Source organism: Limnohabitans lacus (assembly GCF_030053395.1).
GTDB classification, from domain to species: Bacteria; Pseudomonadota; Gammaproteobacteria; order Burkholderiales; family Burkholderiaceae_C; genus Limnohabitans_A; species Limnohabitans_A lacus.
In genome coordinates this window covers 142,941-168,218 of sequence record NZ_JASGBH010000007.1, presented here as the reverse complement: position 1 = coordinate 168,218, position 25,278 = coordinate 142,941, and the positions used below count along the sequence as shown (strand labels likewise).

The following is a 25,278-nucleotide window of genomic DNA, read 5'->3' as shown; positions in this document are numbered from 1 at the left end:
CTCCATCGCACCCTTGCGCCAAAGCTCCCACTCTTCGGGCGTAAAGCACGCTGGTCGAAAGCGAGGGTGACTCCGCAGCCACTCGGGGCGGCTAGGTGGCTTCATGCTGCGACCGCCTTTTTTTCAGGGGTGGGGGCCAGTTCGCAGCCGATGACGCGGGCTGTGATCTCGACCGTGCGCCCTGCGGTGTGTGAGCGCATGTTCTCCACCGTCACGTTCAGTGGTGTGCCGGGTTGGAGTTTGGTGGCGTTGTGCTGCCAAAAGTCGGCGGCGTCCTGGCCCTTCCAAAACAGGGCCCAAGACTCCACCTGGTGGTTGGCGATGCGATCAAGGCACATCAATGTCACGGTTGGCTCGCCCTTGCTGTCCTTGTTTAGGCGTGCACCGCCACGGCTCAAAAACACCATTCCAGTGGCCCTCATGGCAGCACCTTGGCGTCGATGGCGGCGGTCAATGCCGCCCAAGCCACAATGCCCAGTGTCACCAGCAGCCAGCGGCGCAAAACGGCCAAATAGTGGCGACGCACGGGGCCGTAGCGGTGGTTTTTGCGGCGATTTCCCAAGTGGTCAAACGCTTGGCGGTAGGTCATGTCTGTGCCTCCGGTCAAAAAAAGGATTGAAGGATCAAGCGGTGATGTGAATCAAGCGGACGGCGACAGCCGAGCCTTCGTAGCTCTTGCGGTAGCCGATCTGGTCGCCGTCGTCGAAGTAGCAATACCAGGCGCAAGAGGCGTCTTCTTCGTGCGACTCGCTGGTCCAGAGCCATCCAGACTGGGGGCGGTCTTGCGTGTTGGCTCGGATCGCGGCCATCATCTGGCGCGTGGGCAGTTGGGCGTTCAGCCCGCTGGCCCAGTCGGTGGCGGCTTGCCAGTTCAGGCGGGTGGCACGGTCGGGCAGCAGGGCCACGGCGGTGTGGGTGCCATCGGGTTGGGTGACCAGGCCGACAAAGATGCCGCCGTCAAGCGGTGTGCCCAAAGCGGGGAGGGCAGAGAGGGTGGTGGTTTGCATGTTTCACTCCAAAAATCCGCCGATAGGTGGCGGGTTGGAGTGAATTATTAGGCTTGGCCTAAGTTTAGTCAATAGGCTAAGCCTAATTTGTGCGAAAATTCTTCAACGCCCGAGCTGTCCGGGCGTTCAATCAGGAGTTTTCACATGCAAACAGACGAAAAAAAACCACCCGTGGGTGGAGAGTCAAACACTTCTGAGCTGCACCGCAGCGGCCCATCTGATCAAGGCGTTTTCAGGGTGGCTTTTGAGAGCCCTACGAGTGGGATGTTTTTCCCAATGTATTTCAGGCGCTTCGGACCACTGAAGATGGATGCCGAGTCTCAGCGCATGACGTTTTCTTTCAGCGGGCAAATCGACCAGTTCAGTACCCCTTCGCCAGAGGGGGGGAGCACACCGCAAAGCTTGATGCCTGAACACGTTCTGTCTACCGGCACGCGCGGCATGGTTGAGTGGACAGATGGCCTGAATGTGACGGTGAATGTCACGATTTCACGCGAGACTGGGCAGTGGAAGGTTGAAGATTGTTGGGTCACAGATGATCCTTGTGCTGCAAATGAGGTCGGGTCCAATTTTGTGCAAGATGATCTGCGCGCAGTTAACTGAAAAAGTTTTTATGAAACTAAAAATCACAGAACAATCACGCGGCATCAGCGTTTGTTTGACTGTTGAACTCGACGCTCAAGCTTTAGGGCTACCAGGCGCAACTGCTCAATTTGCCGCCATAGCCGAGCCTGATCAAACGCAATTTTCGGATCAGTGCCTGGACTCGGTTCATGCCGAACTGCTGCAGCTGCTTCGTCAAGCGCGTTATGCAGCCGAGCGAAGTCTGGCTGTGTGCGCTGCTGAGCAGATTCATGTGTCATTGGATCGGTGATGTAGAAGATTGTTTAGTTTTTGATGGTGTTGTAATTAAAAGAATTTTCCGATCAGATTTTTTGTATAAAACAATATTTCTTATGTTGCTTGTAATAATATATGAATGGCTCATATAGTCCAGTGGGTTGCTAATTGTCGGCTCAGAATAATATGTGCTATGTGTAAAAAAAGGGGACGTCATAGAGTTGTAGCTTTTCCCAAAATGACGGTGTGGTGCAAGCTCGATGATTAGTGCTACGGCAAGGTCACTCTTCAACGCAGCAGCCTGGATTGACGGGTAGGGAAACTTAAATGCTTGCCCTGCATCGTTTTGCCACTCCTGATCATGTAAATTATATTCGTGAACTTCAATTTTTCGGATTTTTTTAGATACCCCAAATGAATTTGTTCCAGTGTATGGTTTGCCTTCCTTACTGGTCTTTGCAACTTCAATATGCGCATTGTATGATTTGCGTGAAAATATAAATTCCTGTGCGTCAGCGTCATAATCTAATTTAAAGGGGATTTCTTCGCAAAATAATACATATTTATAATCATGTGGTGTTACTAATTTTTCTAGACGTGCGTTGTAGTCTGCGTTGGACTCAAACTCATTTTTTCTTGTATTAAGTTTTTCCGCCAAATTTTTAACAGAATCACCAGAAAAAGTTTTTGGGAGTTGTGTCCATGTGGCATCGAATACTTGTGCAATAACATTGCTGTGTATTGTCATTGAGATTGATATAATTAATTTTATCAATAAAATATTAATTTTTAGCATAATGCAGTAAAAAAGTTAATTTTTAGGACAAAAAAAAGATGTTGCCTTCACGCCGCCAGCGTGAGGTCTTCGTCACTTTTTCTGTTGAGCCTGAGGACGGCCAATATATCTTGAATTGAGACAGGTCCAGGCGATCTGGCGAAGCTTTCAAACATCGGGGCGATGCGTTCACGGCCTTGCATATCCAGATCGCTTAGGCCCGCTGCAAGCGTGTCGAGTGCTACTTTGTAATTGTTGACCGGCGGGATTAACTTGTGGGAAAGGTTTTCCTGTTGGGCGCTGGGCTGCACCGCAAACACATTTTCAGCCGAGTTCAGGCCCCAATGCTCAGGGCCTACGACATCGCTGAAATAGGCAATGAGTTTAGGCAGGTGATTTTTTTTGACACACCCGCGTGTCTTCCAGTCGCTGACCGAAGGCGGCTTGATGCCAAAAGCAGCGGCCAAGACGGTAGGGCCTACCTTCTTTTTTTCCATTGCGGATGTGATGGCCGCGCCCAGTTCTTTACCTTCAAGCATTGCCTTATTTTTCATGAGTCGCGGCCTTTTAGGCAATACCTATTGCAATTTGTTAGGCTTGGCCTTATGATGGATGCATGGACAAATTTATTGAATGGCTCAATGCCGTAGCTGGTCGCCGTGTTCGGCTTGCCGAACACCTTGGGGTCAAGCCTCCCGTGGTCTCTGAATGGGTCACCAGCAAGCGCTCGGTGCCCATCGTGCACGGTGCTGCTATCGAGGCGTTCACCGAGCGAGCGGTGACCCGGCGCGATCTCTTTCCAGACACTTTCCTCCACGTTTGGCCCGAGCTGGCCGAGCCAGCCGCCGGCCAAGACGGGCAGGGCGCCTGACATGCGCAACGCATTTGCTCCAAGTGCTGCAAGTTTCCCACCCGCCGCCATCAATCCCCAAACACCGCCGTCTCCGGTGGAATTTACTCGCCCACTCTCGGCACAGGCGGGCAGGCCTGTGCTGCTTGGCGTTTGGGGGTGGCGGGTGTTTTTGTTCATGGCTGCAGTGTCTTCGCTGCAGGCCGCTTTGTCTTTCACAACAGTTTGATGGGGGTGTGATCATGGATATTCGAGATGTGGCCGCAAACGTGGTGCACGACTACCCGGGCGGTGCGCCCAGCCTGGCCCCGCGCATCGGTAAAAACGCCACCACCTTGGCGCACGAACTCAATGGCACGGGCGCTGCCAAGCTGGGCCTGCTTGATGCCGAAAAAATCACCCTGCGCACGGGCGATATGCGCATCCTGGAAGCCTTTGCCCTCAACTGCGGCCAGATGCTGGTGCCGCTGCCTGCCGCATTCAACGCCGATGCCGACGACTGCATGGTGCGTCTGGCCACCACGGCCCGTGAGTTTGGCGATCTGTGCACCGAGGTCGCCACAGATCTGGCAGACGGCTCCATCAGCGACAACGAGCTGGCCCGCATTGACCGTGAGTGCGGCGAACTGATGGCCAGCCTGCGCCCCCTGCGTGAAGCCCTGGCCCGCCGCAACCAGGCGGGCAAACCCACCACAGAGGACCACCCATGACCTGCACCATGACCATGACCGCCACCGACAAAAAACCCGGACGCCCCGCAGGCCAAAAGCGCCAAGCGCTGTCTCAGTGGGTCACGGCCCACGAACGCTTCACCATGGGCCAGCTGGTGCGTGGCTTGGGCTGGACCATGAAAGAAGCCGACAACGCCATCTGCCGCGCCATTGCCCGCAAAGAGCTGACGGTGGCAGACAAGGTGCCCCAGCCCGGCTGCAAGCGCAAGGTGGCGCTCTATGCCCGGCCTGACCTGATGGCAGGGTCGGCGCTTGGTGCGGCGATGGCCAGCTGGGCGAGGTAAGTTTTGACGTCACCAAACTCCAGCGCCCCAGCAGGGCGTGATGAACTGCCGCCGATCAAATTCAAAGACCTGGCCGATGCCTTGCTGGACCGCATTGAATCATTGGTGCCAGCATGGCTGCCCGGTGGTTCGCGCAATGGCCATGAATACGTGTGTGGAAGCTTGCAAGGCGGCAAGGGTTCAAGCTGTTCAGTCAACATGACCTCGGGCAAGTGGGCCGACTTTGCCAGCGACGAAAAGGGCGGCGACTTGGTCAGCCTGTATGCCGCTGCTCATGGCCTCAGCATGGGCAAAGCCGCGCTCCATGTGGCGCGTGACGAAGGCCTGGAGGATGTGGCCGGGGTGCAGCGCGACGCAGGTCACCAGCGCATAGAGCGCCCCACGCCCCCGCCAGCACCGCCACGGCCCCGCAGCGACGAGGATTGGAGTGTGGTGCGCCCCGTGCCAGCCACTGCGCCCAAGGCCACTTTCTGGCACTACCACCGCAAGGCATCCGATATCGTCTTCACAGCCGAATACCGCGTCGGAAACGATCTGCACGGCTACGTGGTGCGCTTCCTCAAAAGCGACGGTGGCAAGGACGATTGCCCTTATGTGTGGACTCAGTCGAGTAAGGATGGCACGCTCAAATGGAATTGGAAGGGTTTTGACGACCCCCGACCGCTTTACCTGCCGGGTTACAGCTTGCCCACCAGTCAGCAAACCGTGATTGTTGTCGAGGGTGAAAAAAAGGCCAATATCCTGCAAGCCTGCCTGGATGCTGGTGCACCCGGTGTGTACGTGGTGGTGGGCTGGCCTGGTGGCTGTAAGGCTTGGGCTAAGGCCGATTGGTCGTGGCTCAAGGGCTGCACGGTGCTGCTGTGGCCAGACTGCGACAGCAAGCGTGAAAACCCAACAGTCAAAGAGCTGAACGCCTGCGCTGACGATCCCGAGCGCGAAGCCCTCAAGCTGTCTAAGCCCTTCAAGCCCGCACACAAACAGCCGGGCATGGCCGCCATGATCAGCATCGGGCATCACCTGGTGACCGCGCACGCTTGCACCGCCCAGCTGCTGGCCATTGACGGCCCAGGCATCAAGCCCGACGGCTGGGACGCAGCCGACGCCATCACCACAGATGGCTGGGACTTTGCCCGTGTGTTGCAATTCTTCGGCACGGCCTACGCCTTGCCCGCCACCGATGGCGCAAAAAAAATCGATCCCCCCGTTGGCACGAGTGCCAGCGAATCAGCCGGTGCTGCCGCAGAAAAAGGCGAGGGCACCGCTGAGGGTGAACCCAACAATGGCAAGCCCATGCCTTGGTGGCTGGCCTGTTTTTATGACGCGGCCAAAAACCGATGGAACCTTTCCCGCAAGACCATCATCAACGCCTTGCGCTACGACGACCGGCTGGCGGGTGTGCTGGGCTTCAACCTGCTCAGCAACACCATGGAGGCCCGGCTGGACTGGCCTTTCCCGCATGGGCGCAAGGGCAAAATTGTGGGCAGCATTGATTTGCTGCTGGGCAACTGGCTCAGCAAAGAATATGGCCTACCCGCCATCAGTCGCCAAGCCATCATGGAGGGCATGGAGACGGTGGCCTATGAAAACCCATGGCACCCCATCCAAGAGTGGCTCACCAAGTTGGAGTGGGACAACATCAGCCGCATCGACAAGTGGCTGATCCACATCATCGGTGAGACACCCGAGACGCTGACGCCTGAGATGAGTGAGTATTTGACCATCGTGGGCCGTAAGTGGCTGGTGGGCATGGTCAAGCGGGTGATAGAGCCGGGTTGCAAGTTTGACTACTGCCCGGTCCTTGAAGGCCCTGGCGGTCTGCGCAAGTCGACCATGGTCGAGACATTGGCCAGCGGCCCTTGGTACAGCGATACACCGTTTGAGATCGGCAAAGGCAAAGAATCCCAAGAGCAAGTTCAGGGCATCTGGGCCTATGAGATGGGTGAGCTGTCGCAAATGGGCAAGTCCGAGATCACGGCCATCAAGGCCTTCATCACGGCCAAGGTGGACAGGTATCGGCCTGCCTATGGCCGGGTGATTGAAGAGCATCCACGCCAATGTGTGTTGGTGGGCACCACGAACGAATCCACCTATCTGCGCGACCGAACGGGCAATCGGCGTTTTTGGCCTATCCCGGTCAAGCAAATCATCAAGATCGAGTGGCTTGAAAAGTACCGCGCTCAGCTGTTTGCTGAGGCCTATGCCCTCTACATGGCGGGTGAGGACTGCATCCCTACCCGTGAGCAGGAAGAGCGCTTGTTTGTGCCGGTGCAAGAGGCCCGTTTGGTCGAGACGGCTGTCACATCAGAGCTGATGCACGTTTTGAACCGCGAATCATTGACAGGCCAGCCAGGCGAGGGCATCAATTGCCTGAGCAAATTTGTGACGCTGTCCCAGCTGACAAAGGCATTGAACGTCGACGCTGGAAAGTCAAACGCTGGCCTTGAAAGCCAAGTGCGCAGCTGGATGAACCAGCAGGGCTGGGAATACATGAAAAAGCAGGTCAACAACGTACGCGCCTGGGGCTGGGAGCGCCCCAAAGACTGGCCTCCGGTCGATGCTGACCAGCCTGCCCAAGTCGAAGCAAAACCAGCGTCAGCGGGCGCATCGCCCACGGGCGTGGATTTCTCGGACGATGCACCTTTCTAGCCCAACCCTCAACCCCTTGACCGCGCTGCTGAATGGCGCCTGTGGTCTGGACTCATGCCCAAAGCGGGCATGGGTGGCTGAACGCCCATGTGCACGACGCACATGCCAGACCACTGGCGCATGGATGCGCGCGTTGATGTCTGTGCCCTGAGTGTCCAAGTGTCCAGGTGGCCTGCGCATTCCATAGAGGGCGCTGTGGCGGCTATAGGGCCCTTTGAGGGGGTTGAAGCCGCTGCATTGCCTGAGCAAATCAGGCAGATCCTTTAACAGTACCCGCATAGCACACCGGCGCAGGCACAGGCACAGGCGCGCTCGCGCAACGCACCTTCCTACACACAACCCTTCTATAGAAAGTAATGGACAGATGGACACTCTCAAGACCCCAGAAGAAGTTGAGGCAGTGATCGGCACCATCAAGGCCCACATGCCTGAGACCTATTCCAGCATCCAGGCCCACGCCCAGACGCTGGGCAAGGGCGCTTATGCCTTGGTGCGCAGCGGCATCAAGGGCCAGCCCAATTGCTTCTATGCCTTTGAGCGCGGCCATGTGGTGGGCACGCCCTTCACCCTGACCGAAATAGCCCGTGATGTGGCTCAGCTCATGGTCACGCTAGGTGTGCAGTCTGTGGTTGTGTGGCCTGAGCATGCTGTGCAGCAGCAGGTGCGAGAGCAAGCCCACGCCGCATCGGGGGCCGCATGATCCAGTGGGTAGACCAACACCTGAGCCGCTGGGGCCAGTGGGTGCAGCTGGGCCATGGCCGTGGCAGTGTGGGCATGTCGGCCAGCTGGGACAGCGTAGGCCGCAGCAATGTGAGCCAAGCCATCATCCCGATCAAAGACATCGAGCTGAGCCGAACCCACGACTGGGTGTTGACACTGACCGAAGACAAGCAACTGTTGCTCTTGCAGGTCTACTGCACACCGGCCACATCACGTGAGGTCGCAGGCAATCTCAGTATCAGCCTGCGCACCTTGTACACACGTCTGCACATGGTGCAATCTGAGTACGCACGCGGTCGTGAAGACCGAACGAAATAATTTTGAGGAGTAAAACGTTTTCGATACATTTCAGACGTTGGTAGAAATCCCAGCACAGAAAAAAGCCCACCCGCTTACCCCTGGTGGGCTTTGTCTTTTGGAGGTCTTCAAGTGATCACATTCAGCGTCAAAAGCGACCTGGAAGCCACGATCAGCCAGTGGGCGCGTGTCGCTGGTGACCAAATGCCATACGCCACGGCGGTGGCTTTGACCCGCACCGCCAAGCTGGCCAAAGAAGAGATCGAACGGCAACTGCCCTCACTGATCGACAACCCCACGGCCTACACCATGCGCGGCTTTCGCCTCTACCCTGCCACCAAGCGCAAGCTGCTGGCCGAGGTGGACTTCAGAGTCGCCATGGGCCGTGGCACTCATGGCAGAGATTACCTGTCGCCCTTGGTCTACGGTGGTGAACGCAAGCTCAAATCATTTGAGCGATCGCTCCAACGCACGGGCCTGCTGCCCGCTGGGTCTGCAGCCGTACCAGGCAGCGGGGCCAAGCTCGACGCCTACGGCAACATGAGCCGTGGCCAGATCGTACAGATCCTGTCTTACTTCAAAGCGTTTGGTCAGCAGGGTTACCGAGCCAACATCAACGACAAGCGCAAGGCCTCAATGGCCAAAGGCAACAAACGCACGGGCACACGGGGCATAAGCTACTTCGTCGGTCGCCCCAACGGTGGTCGTCACCCCAATGGCATCTGGCAGAAGTCAGACTTCGGCGCTGCTGGCTCAGCCATCAAGCCGATCATCATCTTCGTGACCAAGCCTTCGTACCGCAAAACACTGGACGTACCGGGCATCGCTCAGCGCGTCATCAAGGATCGCTTCGCCGATGAGCTGCGGCGGTCAGTGGCTGAGTCCAAGCGCACCGCCATCCCCAAAGTCCAAATGACTTTGATCTGACCTCAAATTTTCTCGGGTCCTCCCCGGGCCCCCTCCCCCCGGGGGTAATTCGGGCCTCCCCCCTCGGGTGGTTGCAGGTTTTTTTAATTGGTTTGCATTGGGTTGCTTTGTGCGCCCGGGTTTTTTTTACAGGTTTGAAATAGGTTTTAACAATGGGTCGTCTCGCTCGCAACTTGATCGGTGTATCGGTCAAGGAATGCGCTCGCCAGTTGGGCGTGAGCGACACGGCGATCCACAAAGCCATACGGGCTGAGCGGTGCCAAAAGTACGCAGACGGCTCGGTCGATGTTGAGGCGGTGCGCCTGGGCATGGCGCTGACCGCTGACCCGTTGCGTGGCGGGCAACGGCAAGCCGGTGTGTTTGGCGAGGCCTCTACCGGGTCGGCGGTGTCGCTGCCAGGCGAGCTGCCATTCACTGCGCCCGAAGCGGCCCCGGCTGCAGAGTCAGGCCGTGGGCACCGCCCCTTGCTCGATGCCCGCACGCTGACTGAGCAGGCCCGTGCTGAGCGTGAGCAGATCGAGCTGGCAAAGCTGAAAGGCTCCGTGGCTGAGATCGCGCCGATTACCCGCGCTGTGCACGACGCCATGGTGGCTGCGCGGTCTGAGCTGTTGTCGCTGCCTGATCGCCTGACCCCGCTGGTGACGCCCGAGCAAGACCCGGGCAAGGTGTACGGCCTGATCGAAACCGAAGTCCAGCGCGTGTGCCAAACGCTGCAAGACAAGCTGCTCCAGATGGCACGCACCCACTCATTGCAGGTGGTCCCATGAACCTCAAAGACGGATACGCCGCGATCCTTGAAGCTGCCGCCGCTGGCTGGGCCTTGCCCGAAAAGCTGTGGACTTCTGAGTGGGCCGACAAGTATCGGCAAGTGCCCAGCAAGTCATCGCCCGAAGGCGGGCAGTGGCGCACCAGCCGCACGCCCTATGCACGGGAGCCCATGGACGAACTGTGCTCACGGTCGCGCACACAAGAGGTGGTCATCATGGCCGCTTCTCAAGTGCTCAAGACTGAGGTGCTGCTGAACTTTGTTTTTGAGAGCATCGACCAGGACCCCGGCCCGATGATGGTCGTGCAGCCCACCGAGAAGGCTGTGAAAGACTTTGTGAGCCAGCGCCTGGACCCGGCCATCACTGCGATGGATCGGATCTCGGCCAAGATCCCCAGCAGCCGCAAGCGTGACAGCGGCAACAAGATCACCGAAAAGAATTTCCCGGGCGGTGTGCTCTACCTGGGCTGGTCCAACAGCCCGTCTGAGCTGGCGTCCAAGCCCATCAAAAAGCTGGCACTGGACGAAGTCGACCGCTACCCCGTATCGCTGAAAGACGAAGGCTCGCCGGTCAAGTTGGCTGAGCAGCGCACCGCCAACTTTCCCCGCCGCAAAATATTGAAGACCAGCACTCCCAAGGTGCGCGGCGCGTCGGTGATCACCGATGAATACGAGTCAAGCAGCATGGCGCAGTACTGGGTGCCGTGCCCGCACTGCCAAGCCCTGCAGGTGTTGGTGTTTGAAAATCTGCGCTGGAAGAAGACCACCGACGACGACGGAAAAAAGCGCCACTGGCCTGACACCGCCGTGTACGTGTGCGAGCACTGTGGCAGCGAGATCGAGGAGCGCAACAAGCCCTGGATGCTGGCCGACAAACCCATGGGCGGTCTGGCCGAATGGCGGCACCGCCATCCCGACCGCGCCAAAAAGGGCTACCACATCAACGGCCTGTACAGCCCCGTGGGCTTGGGCTTTAGCTGGGCTGAGCGTGCGAACAAGTTTTTGGAAGCGAAGGTAGACCCCGCCAAGCTGCAGACCTTTGTGAACCTGCACCTGGGTGAGCCCTACGAGGACCACTCAGACCAGATGCAAAGCGCGGCCTTGCAAGCCCGTGGCGAAGCCTACCCGCTGCGCACGGTGCAGCCCGGCTACTTGATTCTGACGCTGGGCGTGGACGTGCAGCGCGCGGGTTACTTTGCGTTTCACCTGGTTGCATGGGGCAGGGGAGAGCGGTGCCACACCGTGGACTACACCGAGATCCCCGGCGACCCCAGCCGCCAAGAAGACTGGGAGCGCGTGATCACGACCTATCGGCGCAAGCCGGTGCGCAATGCGTACGGTGTTGACCTCAAGATCAGCATGACCGCCATCGACTCTGGTGACGGCGTCACGGTGCACGAGGCCTACAAATACGCCCGCAAATACCGGCACGACGATGTGATCGTGGTCAAGGGCTACAGCCAGCCCAACAAACCCATCTTAGGCAGGCCCAGCAAGCAAGACGTGCGCAACGACAGCGGCGCGATGGACAAGCAAGGCGTGGACCTCTGGATGGTTGGCACCGACACGGCCAAGAGCGCTTTGTTTGCCCGGCTGGATGGTGACCTGATGCACGAGCAGCATGCAGACCGCATGGTGCGCTACAGCGCCGAATTGCCCGCCACCTTCTTTGAGGGCGTGGCCAGCGAGTTCTATGACGCCGACAGCGGCAAGTGGATCAAGCGGCCCGGCAAACGCAACGAACCGCTTGACACCTGGGTCTATGCCTACTGCGCTGCGCACCACCCGCGCATCGCCATCCACACCGCCCGCGGTGCGGACTGGGACGAACTGGAGCGCCTGCTGGAGCCGCGTGTCCACGACATGTTTACGCAAAGCCCACAAGCCGACATCGACACCAAAAACGACACCGCCCCCGACATGCAGACGCCTGCACCCGAGGGCGACACCACCCCGCCCACCAGCGAGGCCCCCGCCGACCCTGCGCCACCCGCGCAGACCCGGCACGACGACACAGACGACTGGGTGCCCGACATGAGGGACACCTGGTAGCACCCCAAAGGAAATTCACCATGGCCGGATTTACGGTAACCCAACTCGAAGCCATCGAGAAAGCCATCGCCAGCGGCACCCTCAAGGTGCGCTACGACGGCAAAGAGATCCAGTACCAGGACATGGCCTCGCTCATGAATGCCCGCAACGTGATGCGCGACGAGCTGATCGCCAACGGCTTGCTGGCCAGCACCGGCGGCAACGCACGCGGCGTGTCCACCGTGGCTGAATTTTGCCGGGACTGATCGCCATGCAAGACCACCGCATTGCCCCTGCTAACGTGCTGGAGCGTGGCATCGCTGCAGCCTTTCCTGGCTGGGCGCTCAAGCGCTCCATCAGCCGCATGGGCCTAGAGCACGCCCGCGGCTACGACGCCGCCAAAAGTGGCCGCCGCACCAGCGGCTGGACAGCCACAGGCGGCAGCGCCAACGCCGAGCTGGGCGAGGGCCTCAGCCGCATCCGCAACCGCGCCCGCGACACCATCCTCAACAACGAATACGCCAAGCGGGCCGTGGGCGTGTTTGGCTCCAACGTGGTGGGCTACGGCATCAGCATCGTGCCCGCCAACAAGGCCGAAGCCAAAAAGTGGAACGCCTGGAGCAACAGCCTGGCCTGCGATGCAGACGGCACCGGCAACCTGGCCGCCAACATCAAGCTGGCCGTGACCGAGCGCTTTGGCGCGGGCGAAGTGCTGATCCGCCGTCGGTGGCGCAAAGCCACAGACGGTTACGCCATCCCCATGCAAATCCAAGTGCTCGAAGCCGATCACCTGGACGAAAGCAAAACCGGCCCACTGGCCAACGGCAACTATTGCATCCTTGGCAAAGAGTTTGACGCCTTGGGCACCTGCGTGGCGTATTGGATCTACCCCGAGCACCCCGGTGAGATGACCGGGTGGCGCACCAGCAGCTTTATCAGCAAGCGCGTGCCCGCCAGCGAAATCATCCACTACTACAAGCGCGACCGGCCCAGCGCCGTGCGCGGCGTGAGTGAGCTGGCTGTCAGCCTCATGCGCTACCGCGACCTGGCCGACTGGCACGACGCAGAGCTGGTGCGCAAAAAGATGGAAGCCTGCATCATGGCCATCATCAGTAGCGAAAAGCCCGACAAAGCGCTGGGCCTAAGCAGCACCAACGGCGTAGAGAAAATGCGCCCAGGCCTGATTGCCCGCATCGGAGCCAGCGAACAAGTCACCTTCAACAGCCCCCAAGCCAGCGGTGCTGGTGGCGAATTCAGCCGCTTTGAGCTGCACGCCCTGGCTGTGGGCAGTGGCATCACCTACGCGCAGCTGACAGGCGACATGAGCCAAGCCAACTTCGCCAGCAACCGCATGGGCCTGATCGAGTTTCGTGGCCTCATTGAGCAAGAGCAATGGCTCAGCCTGGTGCCCGTGGTGCTGCAACGCATCCGCACCTGGTGGCGCGAAGCAGCGGCCCTGCAAGGCGTGCCACTGGGCGACCAAGACCTGGACGCCTACACCATGCCCGCCAAGCCACAGGTCGACCCGCTCAAAGACGCCATGACCGCCAAAGAAACCATCCGTGGCGGCGGCATGACCGTGAGCGAATGGCTGCGCGAAAAAGGCACCACGCTCGACGCCTACATCGCCGAGCGCCAAGCCGAACAGAAAAAACTGGCCGAGGCCAACATCGTGCTCGACACCGACGCAGCCACCAGCGAGCTGGGCCTGACGGGTGCCGAGATGCTCAAAACACCACCAGTGGCCTGAGCCCCTGCTTTAAACCCTTGACCGAAAGAAAACCATGGAACGACTCTTAGCCGAAGTGGACGGTGCGCCCGGTTCACTTGTGTATCTGAAAGCCACAGCAGACGGCAAATTGATTGTGGATTCTGGTGCTGGCTCCGGCCCCACCCCCGACCGCGAACTCGTCGTCAGCACCTACTACTGCAAGACAGCATTTGCAGGCTCTGATGCTGGCGACACCATCACGGCCACCCAGATCATTGACGTGTCCGGTGCGACGCCCACAACTGTGAGCACCATCTGGCGCAACCAGACCATGGCGACTGACCTGGCGTCGGCCCCCAGCTCGGCTTGTCTCACGCTGGTGGGCTCCACCGCGCTCACCGCCGCCCAGCTCACGGCTGCTGGCCTTGCGCTTGAAGCCACCCAGCAGCAAGTGCGCGACCGACTGCCTTCTGCGCTGGACAATGGCCGCTTGAAAGTGGTCAGCCAAGATACCAACGGCGAAAGCGGTGTGAACTACATCACAGGCACAGGCTCTGTCACGGGCCTTGCAGCCCGGCAGGTGGTGTGTTTGACCGACACCGTGTTTTCTGTGTTCACGCGCACGAATTCGTCCGGGTCTATCACGGGCATCACCTTGCCTGCAGGCACTTTGCTGACTGGCCCTGTAACGGCCATTACTCTGACCAGCGGCGCGGTGGCTGCGTATGCGTAACCTCACCCAAGCCCTGACGCTGACCAGCATGGCCACGGCTGTGCGCTCGGCGTTCAAGATCGCCAGCGTCAACCCCGTGCTGTGGTGGGATGCTGAGTCCCATCGGGCAGGTTTGGCGGGTGGAGCGGCTACGCTGTATCAAGACTCTGGCGGCACTTCTGCTGTCGGTGCCGTTGAGCAGCCTGTTGGGCGTGCTGTAGATAGGTCTGGAAATGCGCGGCCCGCTCTGCAAACCACATCGACAGCCCGCCCGATTTTGACTGCACGCAAGAACTTTCTGACTTATTCGGAGCAGTTTGAGAATGCTGCATGGAGTAAGAGCGGGTGCGTGGCGACTGGTGGTGTTGTCTCTGAGACGGCAGGCAATGGGCAGCACCGAATTCTGCAAATCATTGCCGTGACGTCTGGCAATGTTTATTCGATTTCATGCGAAGTTGAGCGCATATCTGGCAGCCGACACTTTATGCTGGATATAGTGTCTGGCACGAATGGTTATTGTTACTTTGATCTTGATAATGGCACCCATTTGCTTGCTGGCGCGGGCATGTCCAATGTGTCTGTTGTCAGCGATGTGGCTGGAAAGTACAAAATATCTGCAAACTTTACGGCGTCAGCAGCATCTATGGTGCTCTACGTTGCAATGTGCTCGTCGAAGGTCTTGGGGGGCGAGACGTACACAGCGGACGGCAGTGGAGTCTTGTCTGTTGCTAGGTTTCAAATCGAGCCCGGCCTCACCGCCACCAGCTACCAGCGCGTCACCACGGCAACTGACTACGACACCACAGCCGCGCCGCTGATGCTTCAATTCGACGGCGCTGATGACGAGCTTGGGACTGCTCCATTTGCAGCTGGAACGATGCCTGCAAATGCTGATGTGTATTTGCTCATGCGACGTGCAGCAAATGACGGACAGGCAGTGCTGATCTATCAGCCCGGCGGTGCCAGTAGATATGCAGGCGTACTTGGGGGCAGTGGCTCGGCGTCAAATGCAGGCGCACCGACTTATGCAGTCAATGGGGTGGCCGTCCCGGGCGGCTCTACTCCGAGCAATTCAGTCTTCGCCGCCGCTGTCGGCCACGAGGTGACGCGCATCGTGGAGGTTCGCAATGCAAATCTTTCGACATGGACGCGCCTTGGGGTCGGTTTGTATGGCTATGGGTACAACATTATGGGCCAATTCGGCGCCATTCTAATAACCCCCGCCCAGTCCGACGCCACCCGCGCAAAGATCCGCAAAGCACTGGCCAAGGCCTATCAAATCACGGGGGTCGTATGACGGACTGGACACACCGCACCATCATCGTGCCCGCTGCATTTGCACCCATGGCCCGTGCACTGGCCGAAGCCGCCGCCCCTGCCGGGTCTGGTGGCGGGATGTTTCAGGCAATGCTCTCGCCAACTGCCGGAAAACCGCCCACACACTACATCAGCGCCGGATTGATCTGGCCTGAGTTTGCCTACCTGCTGCCAACGCACGACAGCGAAATGTGGGTGCAGCCCGAGCCGGTAGAGGGGCAAGAGCCGGTGACGCCTGCCATGCCACCCGTGGACAGTGCAGGCCACCCTGAGGAAGTCGTGGCGCTTGCCATCAACGCCAAGGCCGCACAGGTCGAGAAAGCGCTGATCGCCGCGCTGCCGCCGTCTGACGAACCCACGCCGCCCGAGCGGCTTGAAGCCATCAAGGCCCAAGCGCTCCAGATCGCGCAGGCCAGCCCGCCCGTCACGCTGGCACAAGTGCAAGCGCTGTTTGCAGCGTGCCGTGTCTACACATGCCCGTGGCAGCAAGCCATTGAGCACTTAGGGCTTAAGGCCGTGGTGGAGGTCATGCAATGAAGCTCACCGCTGTTGTCCTCGCCATCATGGCCACCACCGTGGCCGCACTCGCCCAAGTCGGCCCTTGGCTGACTGAGTGGGCTAATTCTTATGGAGCTTGACAAATGAACAAACTGATCGGCGCACTGCGCTCAAAAATGATGTGGTTCAGCCTGGCGCTGGTGGTGCTGGGTGTGCTGGAAGCGAACATCGGCTTGTTCCAGCAATTTCTCGCGCCGGATGATTTCGGGTGGTTTACTGCCGCCGTGGGCATGGCGGTTGCGGTGCTGCGGTGGGTGACCACGCTGCCGCTGGAGGATAAATGAAACTCGCCCTCAGAAAAACAGCCCCCACCAATGCCACGTGGCTTCAGCGCCTGGCGTGCTGGGCCATCAAGGCAAGGCTGGTCAGCCAGTACTGCCACGGCGGCATCGTCATCAATGGCGAGTTGTTTCATGCCACGGCGGCGCACGGGCTGCACAGCCTACCGGCGGGCCAGTGGTCGCCCGATAACTGGGACTTGATCGACCTGGGTGACGCCCATTGGCATCACTCCGCGCTCAAGTTGTTTGCGCACTACCAGGGTGCCCGGTATGACTGGGTAAGCCTGCTGGCCTTTGTGGGTTTGCGCGTTCGCGACTATGACCGCATGTACTGCTTTGAGTGGTGCTGGCTGGCCATGACGGGCCGGGTGCCCACTGAGCGCGTGACCCCTGAAATGCTTTTGACACTGAGGACCTCATGACGCACCCCGTAAAACCGCACCCCTGGTCGTGGTTCACCGACAAAGTATTGCCGCCTGTATTTGCCGCCTTAGCCATTGGGGCCATCACATCGGGCGTTGCCACGTACCAATCCATCCAGGTGCTGACCAGCAAGGTAGAGCAGACGGACAAAGACGTGGCCCAGCTCAAGGCGCGAATTGAGGCCGTGTCTGCGGCCTCCGTCACTCGATCAGAAATGCTGGAGACCATGAAACGCGTGGAGCTGCAGCTGGAGCTGATGATGGCTCGGGCGGGGATTAAGAAGTAAAGCTCCCCGCACCACCCTGCGCTCATCGACGCACGAGCGTCACCACTTAACACCCCCAACCAAAGGACCCGCTATGCCCCAGGCAAATGCCCCGGGCGCGCAGCCGCGCGCGCCTGATTCCCCCACCACCCGCACGCAAGACATGCCGCTGGCCAGCTTGCAAATGGCGGTGCGCAACGTGCGCCGCGATGCGCCCCCCGACCAAGCCACGCGGGCCGAAGGCGATGCGGCAACACAAGCCCCCGCCGCACGTTTTGAAATCGTGTTCACCACGGGCGCACCCGTCAAGCGCTACGACTGGGCCAATGGCCGCTACTACCTGGAGCAGCTGGAGGTCTCTGAGCAAGCCATTGACCTCAGCCGCTTAGAGCGTGGGGCCCCGTTGCTCAACACCCACAACGCCTGGGATCTGGAAGACCAGCTCGGCGTGTGCGACCAGCCCGAGATCCGCAACGGGCAGGGTGTGTGCCAAAGCCAGCTCAGCCGCCGCGACAGCGTCAAAGGCGTGGTGCAAGACCTGGAAGACGGCGTCATCCGCAACGTGTCGGTGGGCTATTCCCGCAACGCCGTCGAGATGGTGGCCCCAAGCGAAGACGCTGGCATGTGGGTCTACCGCGTTACCCGCTGGACCCCCATGGAGGTCTCGCTGGTGCCCATCCCAGCCGACATGGACAGCCAAGTCGTGCGCAGTGAGGGCGGCAACTTCAAAGCCCCCGATGGCCGCGAACTGCGTGCCTTCCCTTGCGTGATGACCGAAGTCACCACCCGCACCCACACCAACACCGAACAACAGCCTGCAGCCCCTGCTGCAGCTCAGCAATCCACCACGGCGGTGGCAACAGCCGATGTTTCCTCAACCCGCAACTTTGAAAGCACCACTATGACCCCCGAAGAAATCGCAGCTGCAGCCGCAGCAACCTCGGCTGCAAACGCCACCCGCGCTGCAACCACCGTCGAAGCCGAAGCAGCCCGCCAAGCAGGCATGCAGGCTGAGCGCCAACGCAGTGCAGACATCCGCACCGCCGTGGATGCTGCCCGCAGCACACTGGGCACCGAAGCCGACGCACTGGCCATTCGCCTGATCGACGCTGGCGTGACCGTGGACCAAGCCCGCGCCCAGATTCTGGACGCACTGGCCGAAGCCAGCCGCGCCCAGTCGGTGCGCGGTGCCACGCACGTCACCACCGTGCGTGACGAGCAAGACACCCTGCGCACCCGCATGAGCGACGCCCTGGTCTTGCGCAACAACCCCAACGCCACCGAGTTCGCTGGCACCAAGATCGACGTGGCCGGTGCCCGCAACTTCCGTGGCATGGACCTGATGGACATGGCCCGCCGCTCCATCGCCGCTGCCGGTGGCAATGCCGATGGCCTGAGCCGCCGCGAAATCGCCATGGCCGCACTCAACCTGGATGCCGACGCCCGCCGCAATGCAGGCATGATGGGCACCAGCGACTTCCCCGCCATCTTGGCCAGCACCGTCAACCGCAGCCTGCGTGCCGCTTACGAGCAAGCACCCCGCACCTTCACCGGCTGGGCGCGGCAGTCCACCAACAAAGACTTCCGCGAAAAATCGCTGTTGCAACTGTCGGGCATGAGCCAGTTCAAGAAGATCAACGAGGGCGGCGAATACAAGCTGGCCACTTTCAGCGATACCGCTGAAAAATACAGCCTGAGCAAGTACGGCGCGATCATCGCCATCACCTGGGAAGCGCTGATCAACGACGACCTGTCTGCCTTCAGCCGCATCCCCATGATGATCGCTGAAGAAGCTGCAGCGCTCGAAGGCGACCTGGTCTATGCCGCACTGATCGGCAGCCCTGCCATGGCTGACGGCGTGGCCCTGTTCCACGCCAACCACAAAAACTTGGCAGGCAGTGCAGGCGCGATCAGCGACGTCACCCTGGGTGCAGGCCGCGCCGCCATGCGCAAGCAAACTGGTGCCAACGGTCGCGTGCTGAACTTGGCCCCCGAGATCCTGATCGTCGGCCCCGACAAAGAAGCCGAAGCGCTCAAGTACACCAGCTCCAACTTTGTGGCGGCCAAGTCGGTGGACATCAACCCAGCCTTCAACACATCCTTGAGCGTGATCGTGGACAACCGCGTGACTGGCAACCAGTGGTATCTGGCCAGCTCGCCAAACCGTGTGGACACCGTGGAATACGCCTACCTGGAAGGCGAAAACGGCCTGTTCACCACCCGCCGCGAAGGCTTCGAGGTGGACGGTGTCGAGATCAAGGCCCGCCACGTGTTTGCCGCCAAGGCGATCGACCATCGTGGCTTGTACAAAAACGCGGGTCAATAAATTGGATGGACTGACTGAGATACCCGGCGTGCCGGGTTATTACGTCGATGTCAATGGGTTTGTGTACAGCACCAAGCGTGGCCGATGGGGCTACAAAATTGCTGTGCGTAAGCTCAAGGCGTGGACTGATGACCGTGGGTATTCACACGTTACTTTGCGCCCATATGGGCAAAAGAAACGGCACTCAGTTTCACGTCTTGTTGCCATGGCTTTCCATGGCGATCCACCAAAAAATTCTGTAGTTGCCCATTTGGATGGAAATCCAAAAAACAACAAGCCAAGCAACCTTGGCTATGTCAGTCAATGTGAAAACATTGGTCACAAGTGGCAACACGGAACGATGATTTTTGGCGAAACGTCGCACCTTTCAACCATGAGCGATGAAACCGTTATACAGATTTGGAAACAAATTTGCAGCGGTGCAAGTTGCCGCGAGATTCGCCATCAATTCAATGTCAGCACGGCTTACTACTACGCCCTCAAAAAGGGGCGTATCCGTAAGCACATAACTGGCATCAACCTTCAAACTCTCTAGGAAAAATCATGAAAAGCTTTATCCAAAAAGGTGACGTGCTCACCTTCACTGCCCCTTATGCCATTGCATCGGGTGCCCCATTCAAAGTCGGCGCACTGGTCGCCATCGCTGTCACAGCAGCCGCAGCTGGTGCAGCGGTCGAGGGCAAGCTCGAAGGCGTTTTCAGCCTCCCTAAAGTCAGCCCGCAAGTATGGGCCGTGGGCGACAAAATTTACTGGGACGACGCCGCCCAACTCATGACCAACGTCACCGGCGGCACACTGGTGGGCGCCGCCACCGAATCGGCAATCAACGCCTCAACCACCGGCACCGTCTACCTCGACGGCGCGGTGCGCTGATCGGCGGGTCAAGCCATGTTTGACCCGCACGGCTTTTTAGCCGTCTTTGAAGCCCATGGCCTCGCTACCCGTGCCACACGCACACAGGTGCCGGGTGACATGGGCTTCATTGTTGGCTTTGTGCAGCCCGAAGAAGTGATCTTTGGCGAATCGGTGCAAACCGCCCAATTCGCCATCGAATACACCACGACCGACGCCCCCGCGCTGGCCGTGGGCACTTCGCTCACGATCGAAGGCACGGTCTACCGCGTGACCCAGCCCCCGCGCAAGCAAGGCGACGGCACCTTCACCCGTGCTGCCCTAGAGGTGCAACGCGCATGACCACACTGATCGACGACGCACTGGACGCCTTCATTGCTGCCATCACCCCCGTAACAAGCACCACGGGCGTGACGGCGGTTTATGAAGACCGCACCCAGGCCTACACCCACGACGACGCCCCCGCGATCAACGTGTCACTGACCGATGCCGCCGCTGACGTGCTGGGCGACCAACACCCAGCCCGCAGCGTGTTGCGCACCACCGTGCAGATTGACCTGGCCATCTACACCCGCAGCGCCATCAACGCTGCGGGCCAAGAAGTGTCAGCCCGCAAGCTGGCAGGCCCCATTTGGGCTGCAGCACACGCACTGCTTATGGCCGACCCGTCGCTCGGCGACAAAGCCCTGCGCGTGCGTTGGCGGCGCAGCACTTGGCGCAAAGAGTCTGCAGACGGCGCGGCTGGCTGGGCCAGCCACACATATGAGCTGACCTTGGCCATGCGCGAGCTGACTTTGACCGGCCCTTAACCACATAGATACCCGCCTTCGCGGGAATGACAAACAAGCGTCATACCCGCGCAGGCGGGTATCCATGCACCCGTCCCCCTTCACCCCACCATCACCCGGAGCCACCACCATGATCCTCTTTGGCGCAGGCAAACTCATTGCCGTCCCCACCACCGACGCTGCTGGCAACGCCATTGCAGTGCCCACCCCCGTTGCCGTTGCCGTCTTGCAAGACGTGTCGGTCGACATCGACTACGAAACCAAAACCCTGCACGGCGAAAAACAATTTGCCGTGGCTGTGGCCCGTGGCAAAGCCAAGATCGGCTGGAAAGCCAAGACCGGCGACTTTGACGCCGGTGTGCTTGGCAGCCTGCTGCTCGGCTCGCAGCCCGCCGCATCGCGCAAGTCGGCGGTCATTGACTTCGCCAGCGCCGTGCCCGCCAGCAGCCCCTACACCGTCACTATCGCGCCGCCAGACTCGGGCGCCTATGTGGCCGACCTGGGCGTGCTTGACGTGTTGACCGGCAAACCCCTGACACGGGTGGCCACATCCCCTGCGACAGGCCAATACAGCCTGAGCGCAGGCGTCTACACCTTCGCTGCGGCAGACACTGGCAAAGGCATCTTGATCAGCTACGAGTACAGCAAAGCATCCGATGCCGCAAGCAAGCTGTTCGGCATCACCAACAACCTGATGGGCTACACCCCCACCTTCAGCGCCCTGTTCTACAACGAATACATGGGCAAAAAGCTGGTCATGAAGCTCAATGCCTGCGTGATGGGCAAGCAGGGCCTGCCCTTCAAAAACGACGACTTCACCATGACCGACTTTGATGCAGAGGCCTTTGCCGACGCATCGGGCAGCGTGGGCTACATCTGCCAGTACTGATCATGAGCATGCACACACTCATCAAGGGCATCCCCCTCACGCTGGGGGCCAACACCTACACGCTGCCACCGGCCAGTCTGGGCACGCTCGAACTGATGGCCGAGCGGCTGGACAAGATCAACGAAGCATTTGCCAGCGGTGCCAACTTTTCGCACCGCGACCTGTTCTTCGTTACAGACCTTGCCACCGCCTGCCTGCAGCGCAACTACCCCGAGCTTGACCGCGCCCAAGTCGCCCAGCACGTGGGCTTGGAAAACGTCATCGACGTACTGCAAATGTGCATGGACACATCGGGCCTCTTGCGCCAAAAGCTCGAAGCCGATGCCCAAGAGCAAGCAGCCCAAGCCGCCGCCGGGGAGGGCGGCAAGCTGGGGGAATCCGCTGGGACCGCATCGTCGCTCACATCGTGAGCAACACGGGGTGGACGTGGCAACACGTCCGCTCCGAGTGCGACCTGCCCACCTACTTCGCCCTGTGCGACTGGTGGCACGAAGTCCCGCCCCCCGCTGTGCAGTTGCGCCGCATTGCCAGCTTTTTGGGCATGCAGCCCGGGGCCAGCCCCGAAACCCCGCGCATGGCCCAGCCCAGTGCATCCGCCACACCCAGCACCCAGCAAGACATTGCCATGGCCGCTGCCATGGCAGGTATGCGTGCCTTTGAAGGCCGCATGGCAGACCCCATGCTGGACTTGATCGACTGACCTCTTTGAAGGAAGAAAACAATGACTGACAACATCACCGGTTTCCGCGTTGACGCCAACATCAACCCGTTTGAGGCATCCATGCGGCGCTTGGTCGATTCGGCCAAAGCCGGTCAGGGTGGCGTAGGTGCCGCGCTGGGCGGTTTGGCTGGTGGTCCCTTGGCGGGCTTGCAGGCGGCATTTGCTGGCATTGCGGCCGTTTTGTCCGGCGGCATTTTTGTCGCAGGCATCCGCGATACAGCTGCCATGACCGTAAGCGCCATGGACCTGAGCCGCGCCCTTGGCATCACCACCAACGAGGCCAAGGCCGTGCAAATGGCCATGGAGGACATTGGGGCCCAAACGGGGGAATTTGAGGGCGCAGCCAAGGGCATGACCCGCCAACTGAGGGAAAACGAATCCGTCATGAACAAACTGGGCTTGGTCACCCGCGATGCGTCTGGCCATCTGCGCCCCCTCAACGACCTGGTGCTTGACGGCATCCAGGTGCTGGGCACCTACAAAGAAGGCACCGACCGCACCATGGCCGCGCAGGCCCTGTTTGGCCGCGGCATTGACGCGTCCAGCAAGCTCATGCTCTACAACCGAGATGTGCTGGACGAAAACAAGGCCACAATGGTTGAGATGGGGCTTGAGGTGGGTGAAAACGCCGTCAAGGCCTGGGGCGAATACGACAGCGCCATGGACCGTGCGGGCTTTGGCATGCAGGGCATCAAGAAGGCCATTGGCGACTCGCTCATGCCCATCATGACCACGCTGGTGAACATGTTCAACGCCGTCATGCCTGCGGCCATTGCGGGTGCGCGCATTGCATTCAGCAGCCTCACTGCTGTTTTTTTGACGGTCAAGGTGGCGGTGGTGCAGCTTGCTGAAGTCGTTAGCGCTTCTTTGTTCACCTTGGTCGAGCCCATTCGCGGCATTGCTGAGGCGCTTTACAAAATCGTGACGGGTGATTTTTCTGGTGCCGTCAAAGCCGTGCAATCCATTGGGCAAAACGTGGGTGCGGCCTGGCAAGGCTCCATGAACCGTATGACTTATGCATCCAAAACAGCGGTTGAAGACATCAAACGCATCTTTTCTCAGGACGTAAAAGTCGGCAATGGCGGCGGCCCTGGCAAAGGCGGTAAAGAATGGGACGGCGGACCTACAAAACCCAAAGAACCCTCGCAAATGCCGATCTACGAAGCCGAGCTGGCCAAAAAGATCGCCTTGTTTGAAAAAGAAGCCCAAGCCCAAGGCACCCTGCGCCAATACAGCAAAGCCGAAGAAGCCGCTTACTGGAAAGAAGTCTCCAACCGCGCGGGTGTGAGTGCCGAAGACAAAGCCCGCGCCGAAAAGAAATGGCGCGACCTGGAGCGCGGCCTGCGCACCGAGTCGTTCACCGTCGAGATGGCCGACCTGGAGCAACGCAAACAAGCCGCCCAAAACAACTACGCCGAGCGCATCACCCTGGCCGAGCAGGCCCACGCTAAGACGGCGGCCATGTATGGGGCCGACAGCAAAGAAGCTGCAGCGGCCATGGGCAAGGTGCTGGAAGAAAAGCGCAAGCAAGTGCTGCAGCTGCAGCAGCTCGATGACATTGGCTTTCAGCGCAAGCGCGACAAGGCGCTGGCCGACGTCGAGTTTGACCGCCAAGACGCTGAACACAAGCTGGCGATGGGCTTGATGACGCAAGAGCAACTGCTGGTGCAGCAAACGCAGTTTGAAGAGCGCATGCACGCCATCAAGCTTCAATATTTGCAGCAAGCCCTACTGGCCGTGGACCCACAAAAAGACCCGATCAAAAAGGCCGAGATTGATGCGCAGATCGAACAGCTTGAGCTGCAACACCAACTGCGACTCAAAGGCATCAAGGGCCAGATTGCCGCAACCCAAGCGGGGCCTGAGCTGAACATGTTTAAGTCGATGGAGTCATCCTTCGAGAGCGCGATCACCGGCATGCTCACCCGCGCGCAAACCTTGCGCGAAGGACTTGCCAACATCTTTAAAAGTACCACTGCGGTGTTTGCGCAAGAGATGATCAGCAAGCCCTTGGCCATGGTGGCCGCTCGCGTCATTCGCGAATCAGCGCTGTACAAAATGCTTTCTGGTGCTGCTATCAGCAACCAGGCCCTGGCCTCAGGCACCACCACTGCGTTGGTGGCTGGCGAAACCGCCCCCAAGCTGGCCGCCATTGCCCCAGTGGCTGCTGGCAAAGCTGCTGAGTCGCAAGCGGGCATCCCTTACATCGGCCCGGTGTTGGCCGCAGCAGCCTTCGCCGCAATGATGTCGATGGTAATGGGCAGCAAGGGCGGCGGTGGCGGCACATCCACCACCACCACCCGCATTCCCAGCGCCTCACGCGGCTTCGACATCCCGCGCGGCCTCAACCCCCTCACGCAATTGCACGAGCAAGAGATGGTGCTGCCCGCCCACCTGGCCAACCCCCTGCGCGACTCGCTTGCGCAAGGTGGCCCAACCGGGCAGGGCGGCGACGGCGGCACCGTGGTCATCAACACCACGGGGGGCGATTTCATTCACAAGCGCGACCTGGCCAAGCTGTTGACCACCATGAAGCGCGACTACCGCCTGCAAGGCTAACT

33 protein-coding genes are annotated in these 25,278 nt (G+C 59.8%); 28 read left to right on the top strand and 5 right to left on the bottom strand.

Annotation, left to right across the window (positions count from 1 at the left end):
- Positions 1–101 precede the first annotated feature (101 nt).
- The 3 genes from QLQ16_RS10905 to QLQ16_RS10895 are packed head-to-tail and all read right to left on the bottom strand — an operon-like array spanning position 102 to position 1,007.
- Positions 102–422: a hypothetical protein gene (locus tag QLQ16_RS10905; RefSeq protein WP_283224718.1), complete on the bottom strand. Its 321-nt coding sequence runs from the start codon at positions 420–422 to the stop codon at positions 102–104.
- On the bottom strand, positions 419–589 hold the full coding sequence (locus tag QLQ16_RS10900; RefSeq protein WP_283224717.1) for a hypothetical protein: 171 nt from the start codon (positions 587–589) through the stop codon (positions 419–421). The genes QLQ16_RS10905 and QLQ16_RS10900 overlap by 4 nt, the downstream gene beginning before the upstream one ends.
- A 34-nt stretch (positions 590–623) precedes the next feature.
- On the bottom strand, positions 624–1,007 hold the full coding sequence (locus tag QLQ16_RS10895) for an Lcl C-terminal domain-containing protein (RefSeq protein WP_283224716.1): 384 nt from the start codon (positions 1,005–1,007) through the stop codon (positions 624–626).
- Between the two features lie 144 nt (positions 1,008–1,151).
- Here QLQ16_RS10895 and QLQ16_RS10890 point away from each other — a divergent pair, with 144 nt between their 5' ends.
- On the top strand, positions 1,152–1,610 hold the full coding sequence (locus QLQ16_RS10890) for a hypothetical protein (protein WP_283224715.1): 459 nt from the start codon (positions 1,152–1,154) through the stop codon (positions 1,608–1,610).
- Positions 1,611–1,620: 10 nt separating this feature from the next.
- Complete coding sequence (locus tag QLQ16_RS10885) at positions 1,621–1,881, top strand: hypothetical protein (protein ID WP_283224714.1); 261 nt, start codon at positions 1,621–1,623, stop codon at positions 1,879–1,881.
- Here QLQ16_RS10885 and QLQ16_RS10880 read toward each other — a convergent pair.
- The gene (locus tag QLQ16_RS10880) at positions 1,867–2,595 is read right to left on the bottom strand and encodes a hypothetical protein (protein WP_283224713.1); all 729 of its coding nucleotides are present in this window, start codon (positions 2,593–2,595) and stop codon (positions 1,867–1,869) included. The two genes, QLQ16_RS10885 and QLQ16_RS10880, sit on opposite strands and share 15 nt — an antisense overlap.
- 95 nt (positions 2,596–2,690) lie before the next feature.
- Entirely contained in the window at positions 2,691–3,176 is a 486-nt protein-coding gene (locus tag QLQ16_RS10875; protein WP_283224712.1) for a hypothetical protein, read from the bottom strand.
- Positions 3,177–3,238: 62 nt separating this feature from the next.
- On the opposite strand from QLQ16_RS10875, the gene QLQ16_RS10870 reads away from it, so the two are divergent.
- The 26 genes from QLQ16_RS10870 to QLQ16_RS10745 all read left to right on the top strand — a co-directional run bounded on the left by QLQ16_RS10870 (position 3,239) and on the right by QLQ16_RS10745 (position 25,276).
- On the top strand, positions 3,239–3,493 hold the full coding sequence (locus tag QLQ16_RS10870; protein WP_283224711.1) for a transcriptional regulator: 255 nt from the start codon (positions 3,239–3,241) through the stop codon (positions 3,491–3,493).
- A gap of 221 nt (positions 3,494–3,714) precedes the next feature.
- Positions 3,715–4,182 (top strand): phage regulatory CII family protein, encoded by a 468-nt coding sequence (locus QLQ16_RS10865; protein ID WP_283224710.1) that lies wholly within the window; start codon positions 3,715–3,717, stop codon positions 4,180–4,182.
- Positions 4,179–4,487 carry a hypothetical protein gene (locus QLQ16_RS10860; RefSeq protein ID WP_283224709.1) on the top strand — a complete coding sequence of 103 codons (309 nt, stop codon included), beginning with the start codon at positions 4,179–4,181 and terminating at the stop codon, positions 4,485–4,487. Before QLQ16_RS10865 ends, QLQ16_RS10860 begins: the two co-directional genes overlap by 4 nt.
- A gap of 3 nt (positions 4,488–4,490) precedes the next feature.
- Positions 4,491–7,133, top strand: a complete 2,643-nt coding sequence (locus QLQ16_RS10855) for a VapE domain-containing protein (RefSeq protein WP_283224708.1) — start codon at positions 4,491–4,493, stop codon at positions 7,131–7,133.
- Positions 7,134–7,497: 364 nt separating this feature from the next.
- The gene (locus QLQ16_RS10850) at positions 7,498–7,833 is read left to right on the top strand and encodes a hypothetical protein (RefSeq protein WP_283224707.1); all 336 of its coding nucleotides are present in this window, start codon (positions 7,498–7,500) and stop codon (positions 7,831–7,833) included.
- Positions 7,830–8,171, top strand: a complete 342-nt coding sequence (locus tag QLQ16_RS10845) for a hypothetical protein (RefSeq protein ID WP_283224706.1) — start codon at positions 7,830–7,832, stop codon at positions 8,169–8,171. The genes QLQ16_RS10850 and QLQ16_RS10845 overlap by 4 nt, the downstream gene beginning before the upstream one ends.
- A gap of 111 nt (positions 8,172–8,282) precedes the next feature.
- On the top strand, positions 8,283–9,077 hold the full coding sequence (locus QLQ16_RS10840; protein ID WP_283224705.1) for a hypothetical protein: 795 nt from the start codon (positions 8,283–8,285) through the stop codon (positions 9,075–9,077).
- Between the two features lie 152 nt (positions 9,078–9,229).
- Positions 9,230–9,844, top strand: a complete 615-nt coding sequence (locus QLQ16_RS10835; protein ID WP_283224704.1) for a hypothetical protein — start codon at positions 9,230–9,232, stop codon at positions 9,842–9,844.
- Positions 9,841–11,895: a phage terminase large subunit family protein gene (locus tag QLQ16_RS10830; protein ID WP_283224703.1), complete on the top strand. Its 2,055-nt coding sequence runs from the start codon at positions 9,841–9,843 to the stop codon at positions 11,893–11,895. The genes QLQ16_RS10835 and QLQ16_RS10830 overlap by 4 nt, the downstream gene beginning before the upstream one ends.
- A 20-nt stretch (positions 11,896–11,915) precedes the next feature.
- A complete protein-coding gene (locus QLQ16_RS10825; protein WP_283224702.1) occupies positions 11,916–12,140 on the top strand; it encodes a phage head-tail joining protein in 225 nt (74 codons plus the stop codon).
- 5 nt (positions 12,141–12,145) lie between these two features.
- Positions 12,146–13,624 carry a phage portal protein gene (locus QLQ16_RS10820; protein WP_283224701.1) on the top strand — a complete coding sequence of 493 codons (1,479 nt, stop codon included), beginning with the start codon at positions 12,146–12,148 and terminating at the stop codon, positions 13,622–13,624.
- Positions 13,625–13,658: 34 nt separating this feature from the next.
- Positions 13,659–14,318 carry a hypothetical protein gene (locus QLQ16_RS10815; protein ID WP_283224700.1) on the top strand — a complete coding sequence of 220 codons (660 nt, stop codon included), beginning with the start codon at positions 13,659–13,661 and terminating at the stop codon, positions 14,316–14,318.
- Positions 14,311–15,594 (top strand): phage head spike fiber domain-containing protein, encoded by a 1,284-nt coding sequence (locus QLQ16_RS10810; RefSeq protein ID WP_283224699.1) that lies wholly within the window; start codon positions 14,311–14,313, stop codon positions 15,592–15,594. Before QLQ16_RS10815 ends, QLQ16_RS10810 begins: the two co-directional genes overlap by 8 nt.
- The gene (locus QLQ16_RS10805) at positions 15,591–16,151 is read left to right on the top strand and encodes a hypothetical protein (protein ID WP_283224698.1); all 561 of its coding nucleotides are present in this window, start codon (positions 15,591–15,593) and stop codon (positions 16,149–16,151) included. The genes QLQ16_RS10810 and QLQ16_RS10805 overlap by 4 nt, the downstream gene beginning before the upstream one ends.
- A gap of 104 nt (positions 16,152–16,255) precedes the next feature.
- A complete protein-coding gene (locus tag QLQ16_RS10800) occupies positions 16,256–16,456 on the top strand; it encodes a hypothetical protein (protein ID WP_283224697.1) in 201 nt (66 codons plus the stop codon).
- Positions 16,453–16,875: a hypothetical protein gene (locus QLQ16_RS10795; RefSeq protein WP_283224696.1), complete on the top strand. Its 423-nt coding sequence runs from the start codon at positions 16,453–16,455 to the stop codon at positions 16,873–16,875. The genes QLQ16_RS10800 and QLQ16_RS10795 overlap by 4 nt, the downstream gene beginning before the upstream one ends.
- Complete coding sequence (locus tag QLQ16_RS10790; protein WP_283224695.1) at positions 16,872–17,162, top strand: hypothetical protein; 291 nt, start codon at positions 16,872–16,874, stop codon at positions 17,160–17,162. The genes QLQ16_RS10795 and QLQ16_RS10790 overlap by 4 nt, the downstream gene beginning before the upstream one ends.
- A gap of 73 nt (positions 17,163–17,235) precedes the next feature.
- Positions 17,236–19,467 carry a prohead protease/major capsid protein fusion protein gene (locus QLQ16_RS10785; protein ID WP_283224694.1) on the top strand — a complete coding sequence of 744 codons (2,232 nt, stop codon included), beginning with the start codon at positions 17,236–17,238 and terminating at the stop codon, positions 19,465–19,467.
- A gap of 1 nt (position 19,468) precedes the next feature.
- Positions 19,469–20,002, top strand: a complete 534-nt coding sequence (locus QLQ16_RS10780) for an HNH endonuclease signature motif containing protein (RefSeq protein ID WP_283224693.1) — start codon at positions 19,469–19,471, stop codon at positions 20,000–20,002.
- Positions 20,003–20,010: 8 nt separating this feature from the next.
- A complete protein-coding gene (locus tag QLQ16_RS10775) occupies positions 20,011–20,340 on the top strand; it encodes a DUF2190 family protein (protein WP_283224692.1) in 330 nt (109 codons plus the stop codon).
- Positions 20,341–20,355: 15 nt separating this feature from the next.
- On the top strand, positions 20,356–20,661 hold the full coding sequence (locus tag QLQ16_RS10770; RefSeq protein ID WP_283224691.1) for a head-tail joining protein: 306 nt from the start codon (positions 20,356–20,358) through the stop codon (positions 20,659–20,661).
- Positions 20,658–21,128 carry a hypothetical protein gene (locus tag QLQ16_RS10765; protein WP_283224690.1) on the top strand — a complete coding sequence of 157 codons (471 nt, stop codon included), beginning with the start codon at positions 20,658–20,660 and terminating at the stop codon, positions 21,126–21,128. The genes QLQ16_RS10770 and QLQ16_RS10765 overlap by 4 nt, the downstream gene beginning before the upstream one ends.
- A 64-nt stretch (positions 21,129–21,192) precedes the next feature.
- A complete protein-coding gene (locus tag QLQ16_RS10760; protein WP_283224689.1) occupies positions 21,193–21,996 on the top strand; it encodes a hypothetical protein in 804 nt (267 codons plus the stop codon).
- 8 nt (positions 21,997–22,004) lie between these two features.
- Entirely contained in the window at positions 22,005–22,406 is a 402-nt protein-coding gene (locus QLQ16_RS10755; RefSeq protein ID WP_283224688.1) for a hypothetical protein, read from the top strand.
- Positions 22,403–22,696 carry a hypothetical protein gene (locus QLQ16_RS10750; RefSeq protein WP_283224687.1) on the top strand — a complete coding sequence of 98 codons (294 nt, stop codon included), beginning with the start codon at positions 22,403–22,405 and terminating at the stop codon, positions 22,694–22,696. The genes QLQ16_RS10755 and QLQ16_RS10750 overlap by 4 nt, the downstream gene beginning before the upstream one ends.
- 21 nt (positions 22,697–22,717) lie before the next feature.
- A complete protein-coding gene (locus QLQ16_RS10745; protein WP_283224686.1) occupies positions 22,718–25,276 on the top strand; it encodes a hypothetical protein in 2,559 nt (852 codons plus the stop codon).
- Positions 25,277–25,278 lie beyond the last annotated feature (2 nt).

Coding starts and splice junctions, on each gene's coding strand:
- QLQ16_RS10890 (WP_283224715.1), top strand. CDS start 1,152: ATGCAAACAGACGAAAAAAAACCACCCGTGGGTGGAGAGTCAAACACT.
- QLQ16_RS10810 (WP_283224699.1), top strand. CDS start 14,311: ATGCGTAACCTCACCCAAGCCCTGACGCTGACCAGCATGGCCACGGCT.
- QLQ16_RS10880 (WP_283224713.1), bottom strand. CDS start 2,595: ATGACAATACACAGCAATGTTATTGCACAAGTATTCGATGCCACATGG.
- QLQ16_RS10800 (WP_283224697.1), top strand. CDS start 16,256: ATGAACAAACTGATCGGCGCACTGCGCTCAAAAATGATGTGGTTCAGC.
- QLQ16_RS10765 (WP_283224690.1), top strand. CDS start 20,658: ATGACCACACTGATCGACGACGCACTGGACGCCTTCATTGCTGCCATC.
- QLQ16_RS10795 (WP_283224696.1), top strand. CDS start 16,453: ATGAAACTCGCCCTCAGAAAAACAGCCCCCACCAATGCCACGTGGCTT.
- QLQ16_RS10775 (WP_283224692.1), top strand. CDS start 20,011: ATGAAAAGCTTTATCCAAAAAGGTGACGTGCTCACCTTCACTGCCCCT.
- QLQ16_RS10760 (WP_283224689.1), top strand. CDS start 21,193: ATGCACCCGTCCCCCTTCACCCCACCATCACCCGGAGCCACCACCATG.
- QLQ16_RS10815 (WP_283224700.1), top strand. CDS start 13,659: ATGGAACGACTCTTAGCCGAAGTGGACGGTGCGCCCGGTTCACTTGTG.
- QLQ16_RS10870 (WP_283224711.1), top strand. CDS start 3,239: ATGGACAAATTTATTGAATGGCTCAATGCCGTAGCTGGTCGCCGTGTT.
- QLQ16_RS10845 (WP_283224706.1), top strand. CDS start 7,830: ATGATCCAGTGGGTAGACCAACACCTGAGCCGCTGGGGCCAGTGGGTG.
- QLQ16_RS10790 (WP_283224695.1), top strand. CDS start 16,872: ATGACGCACCCCGTAAAACCGCACCCCTGGTCGTGGTTCACCGACAAA.
- QLQ16_RS10820 (WP_283224701.1), top strand. CDS start 12,146: ATGCAAGACCACCGCATTGCCCCTGCTAACGTGCTGGAGCGTGGCATC.
- QLQ16_RS10850 (WP_283224707.1), top strand. CDS start 7,498: ATGGACACTCTCAAGACCCCAGAAGAAGTTGAGGCAGTGATCGGCACC.
- QLQ16_RS10785 (WP_283224694.1), top strand. CDS start 17,236: ATGCCCCAGGCAAATGCCCCGGGCGCGCAGCCGCGCGCGCCTGATTCC.
- QLQ16_RS10885 (WP_283224714.1), top strand. CDS start 1,621: ATGAAACTAAAAATCACAGAACAATCACGCGGCATCAGCGTTTGTTTG.
- QLQ16_RS10745 (WP_283224686.1), top strand. CDS start 22,718: ATGACTGACAACATCACCGGTTTCCGCGTTGACGCCAACATCAACCCG.
- QLQ16_RS10905 (WP_283224718.1), bottom strand. CDS start 422: ATGAGGGCCACTGGAATGGTGTTTTTGAGCCGTGGCGGTGCACGCCTA.
- QLQ16_RS10900 (WP_283224717.1), bottom strand. CDS start 589: ATGACCTACCGCCAAGCGTTTGACCACTTGGGAAATCGCCGCAAAAAC.
- QLQ16_RS10825 (WP_283224702.1), top strand. CDS start 11,916: ATGGCCGGATTTACGGTAACCCAACTCGAAGCCATCGAGAAAGCCATC.
- QLQ16_RS10755 (WP_283224688.1), top strand. CDS start 22,005: ATGCACACACTCATCAAGGGCATCCCCCTCACGCTGGGGGCCAACACC.
- QLQ16_RS10860 (WP_283224709.1), top strand. CDS start 4,179: ATGACCTGCACCATGACCATGACCGCCACCGACAAAAAACCCGGACGC.
- QLQ16_RS10865 (WP_283224710.1), top strand. CDS start 3,715: ATGGATATTCGAGATGTGGCCGCAAACGTGGTGCACGACTACCCGGGC.
- QLQ16_RS10805 (WP_283224698.1), top strand. CDS start 15,591: ATGACGGACTGGACACACCGCACCATCATCGTGCCCGCTGCATTTGCA.
- QLQ16_RS10770 (WP_283224691.1), top strand. CDS start 20,356: ATGTTTGACCCGCACGGCTTTTTAGCCGTCTTTGAAGCCCATGGCCTC.
- QLQ16_RS10830 (WP_283224703.1), top strand. CDS start 9,841: ATGAACCTCAAAGACGGATACGCCGCGATCCTTGAAGCTGCCGCCGCT.
- QLQ16_RS10895 (WP_283224716.1), bottom strand. CDS start 1,007: ATGCAAACCACCACCCTCTCTGCCCTCCCCGCTTTGGGCACACCGCTT.
- QLQ16_RS10835 (WP_283224704.1), top strand. CDS start 9,230: ATGGGTCGTCTCGCTCGCAACTTGATCGGTGTATCGGTCAAGGAATGC.
- QLQ16_RS10875 (WP_283224712.1), bottom strand. CDS start 3,176: ATGAAAAATAAGGCAATGCTTGAAGGTAAAGAACTGGGCGCGGCCATC.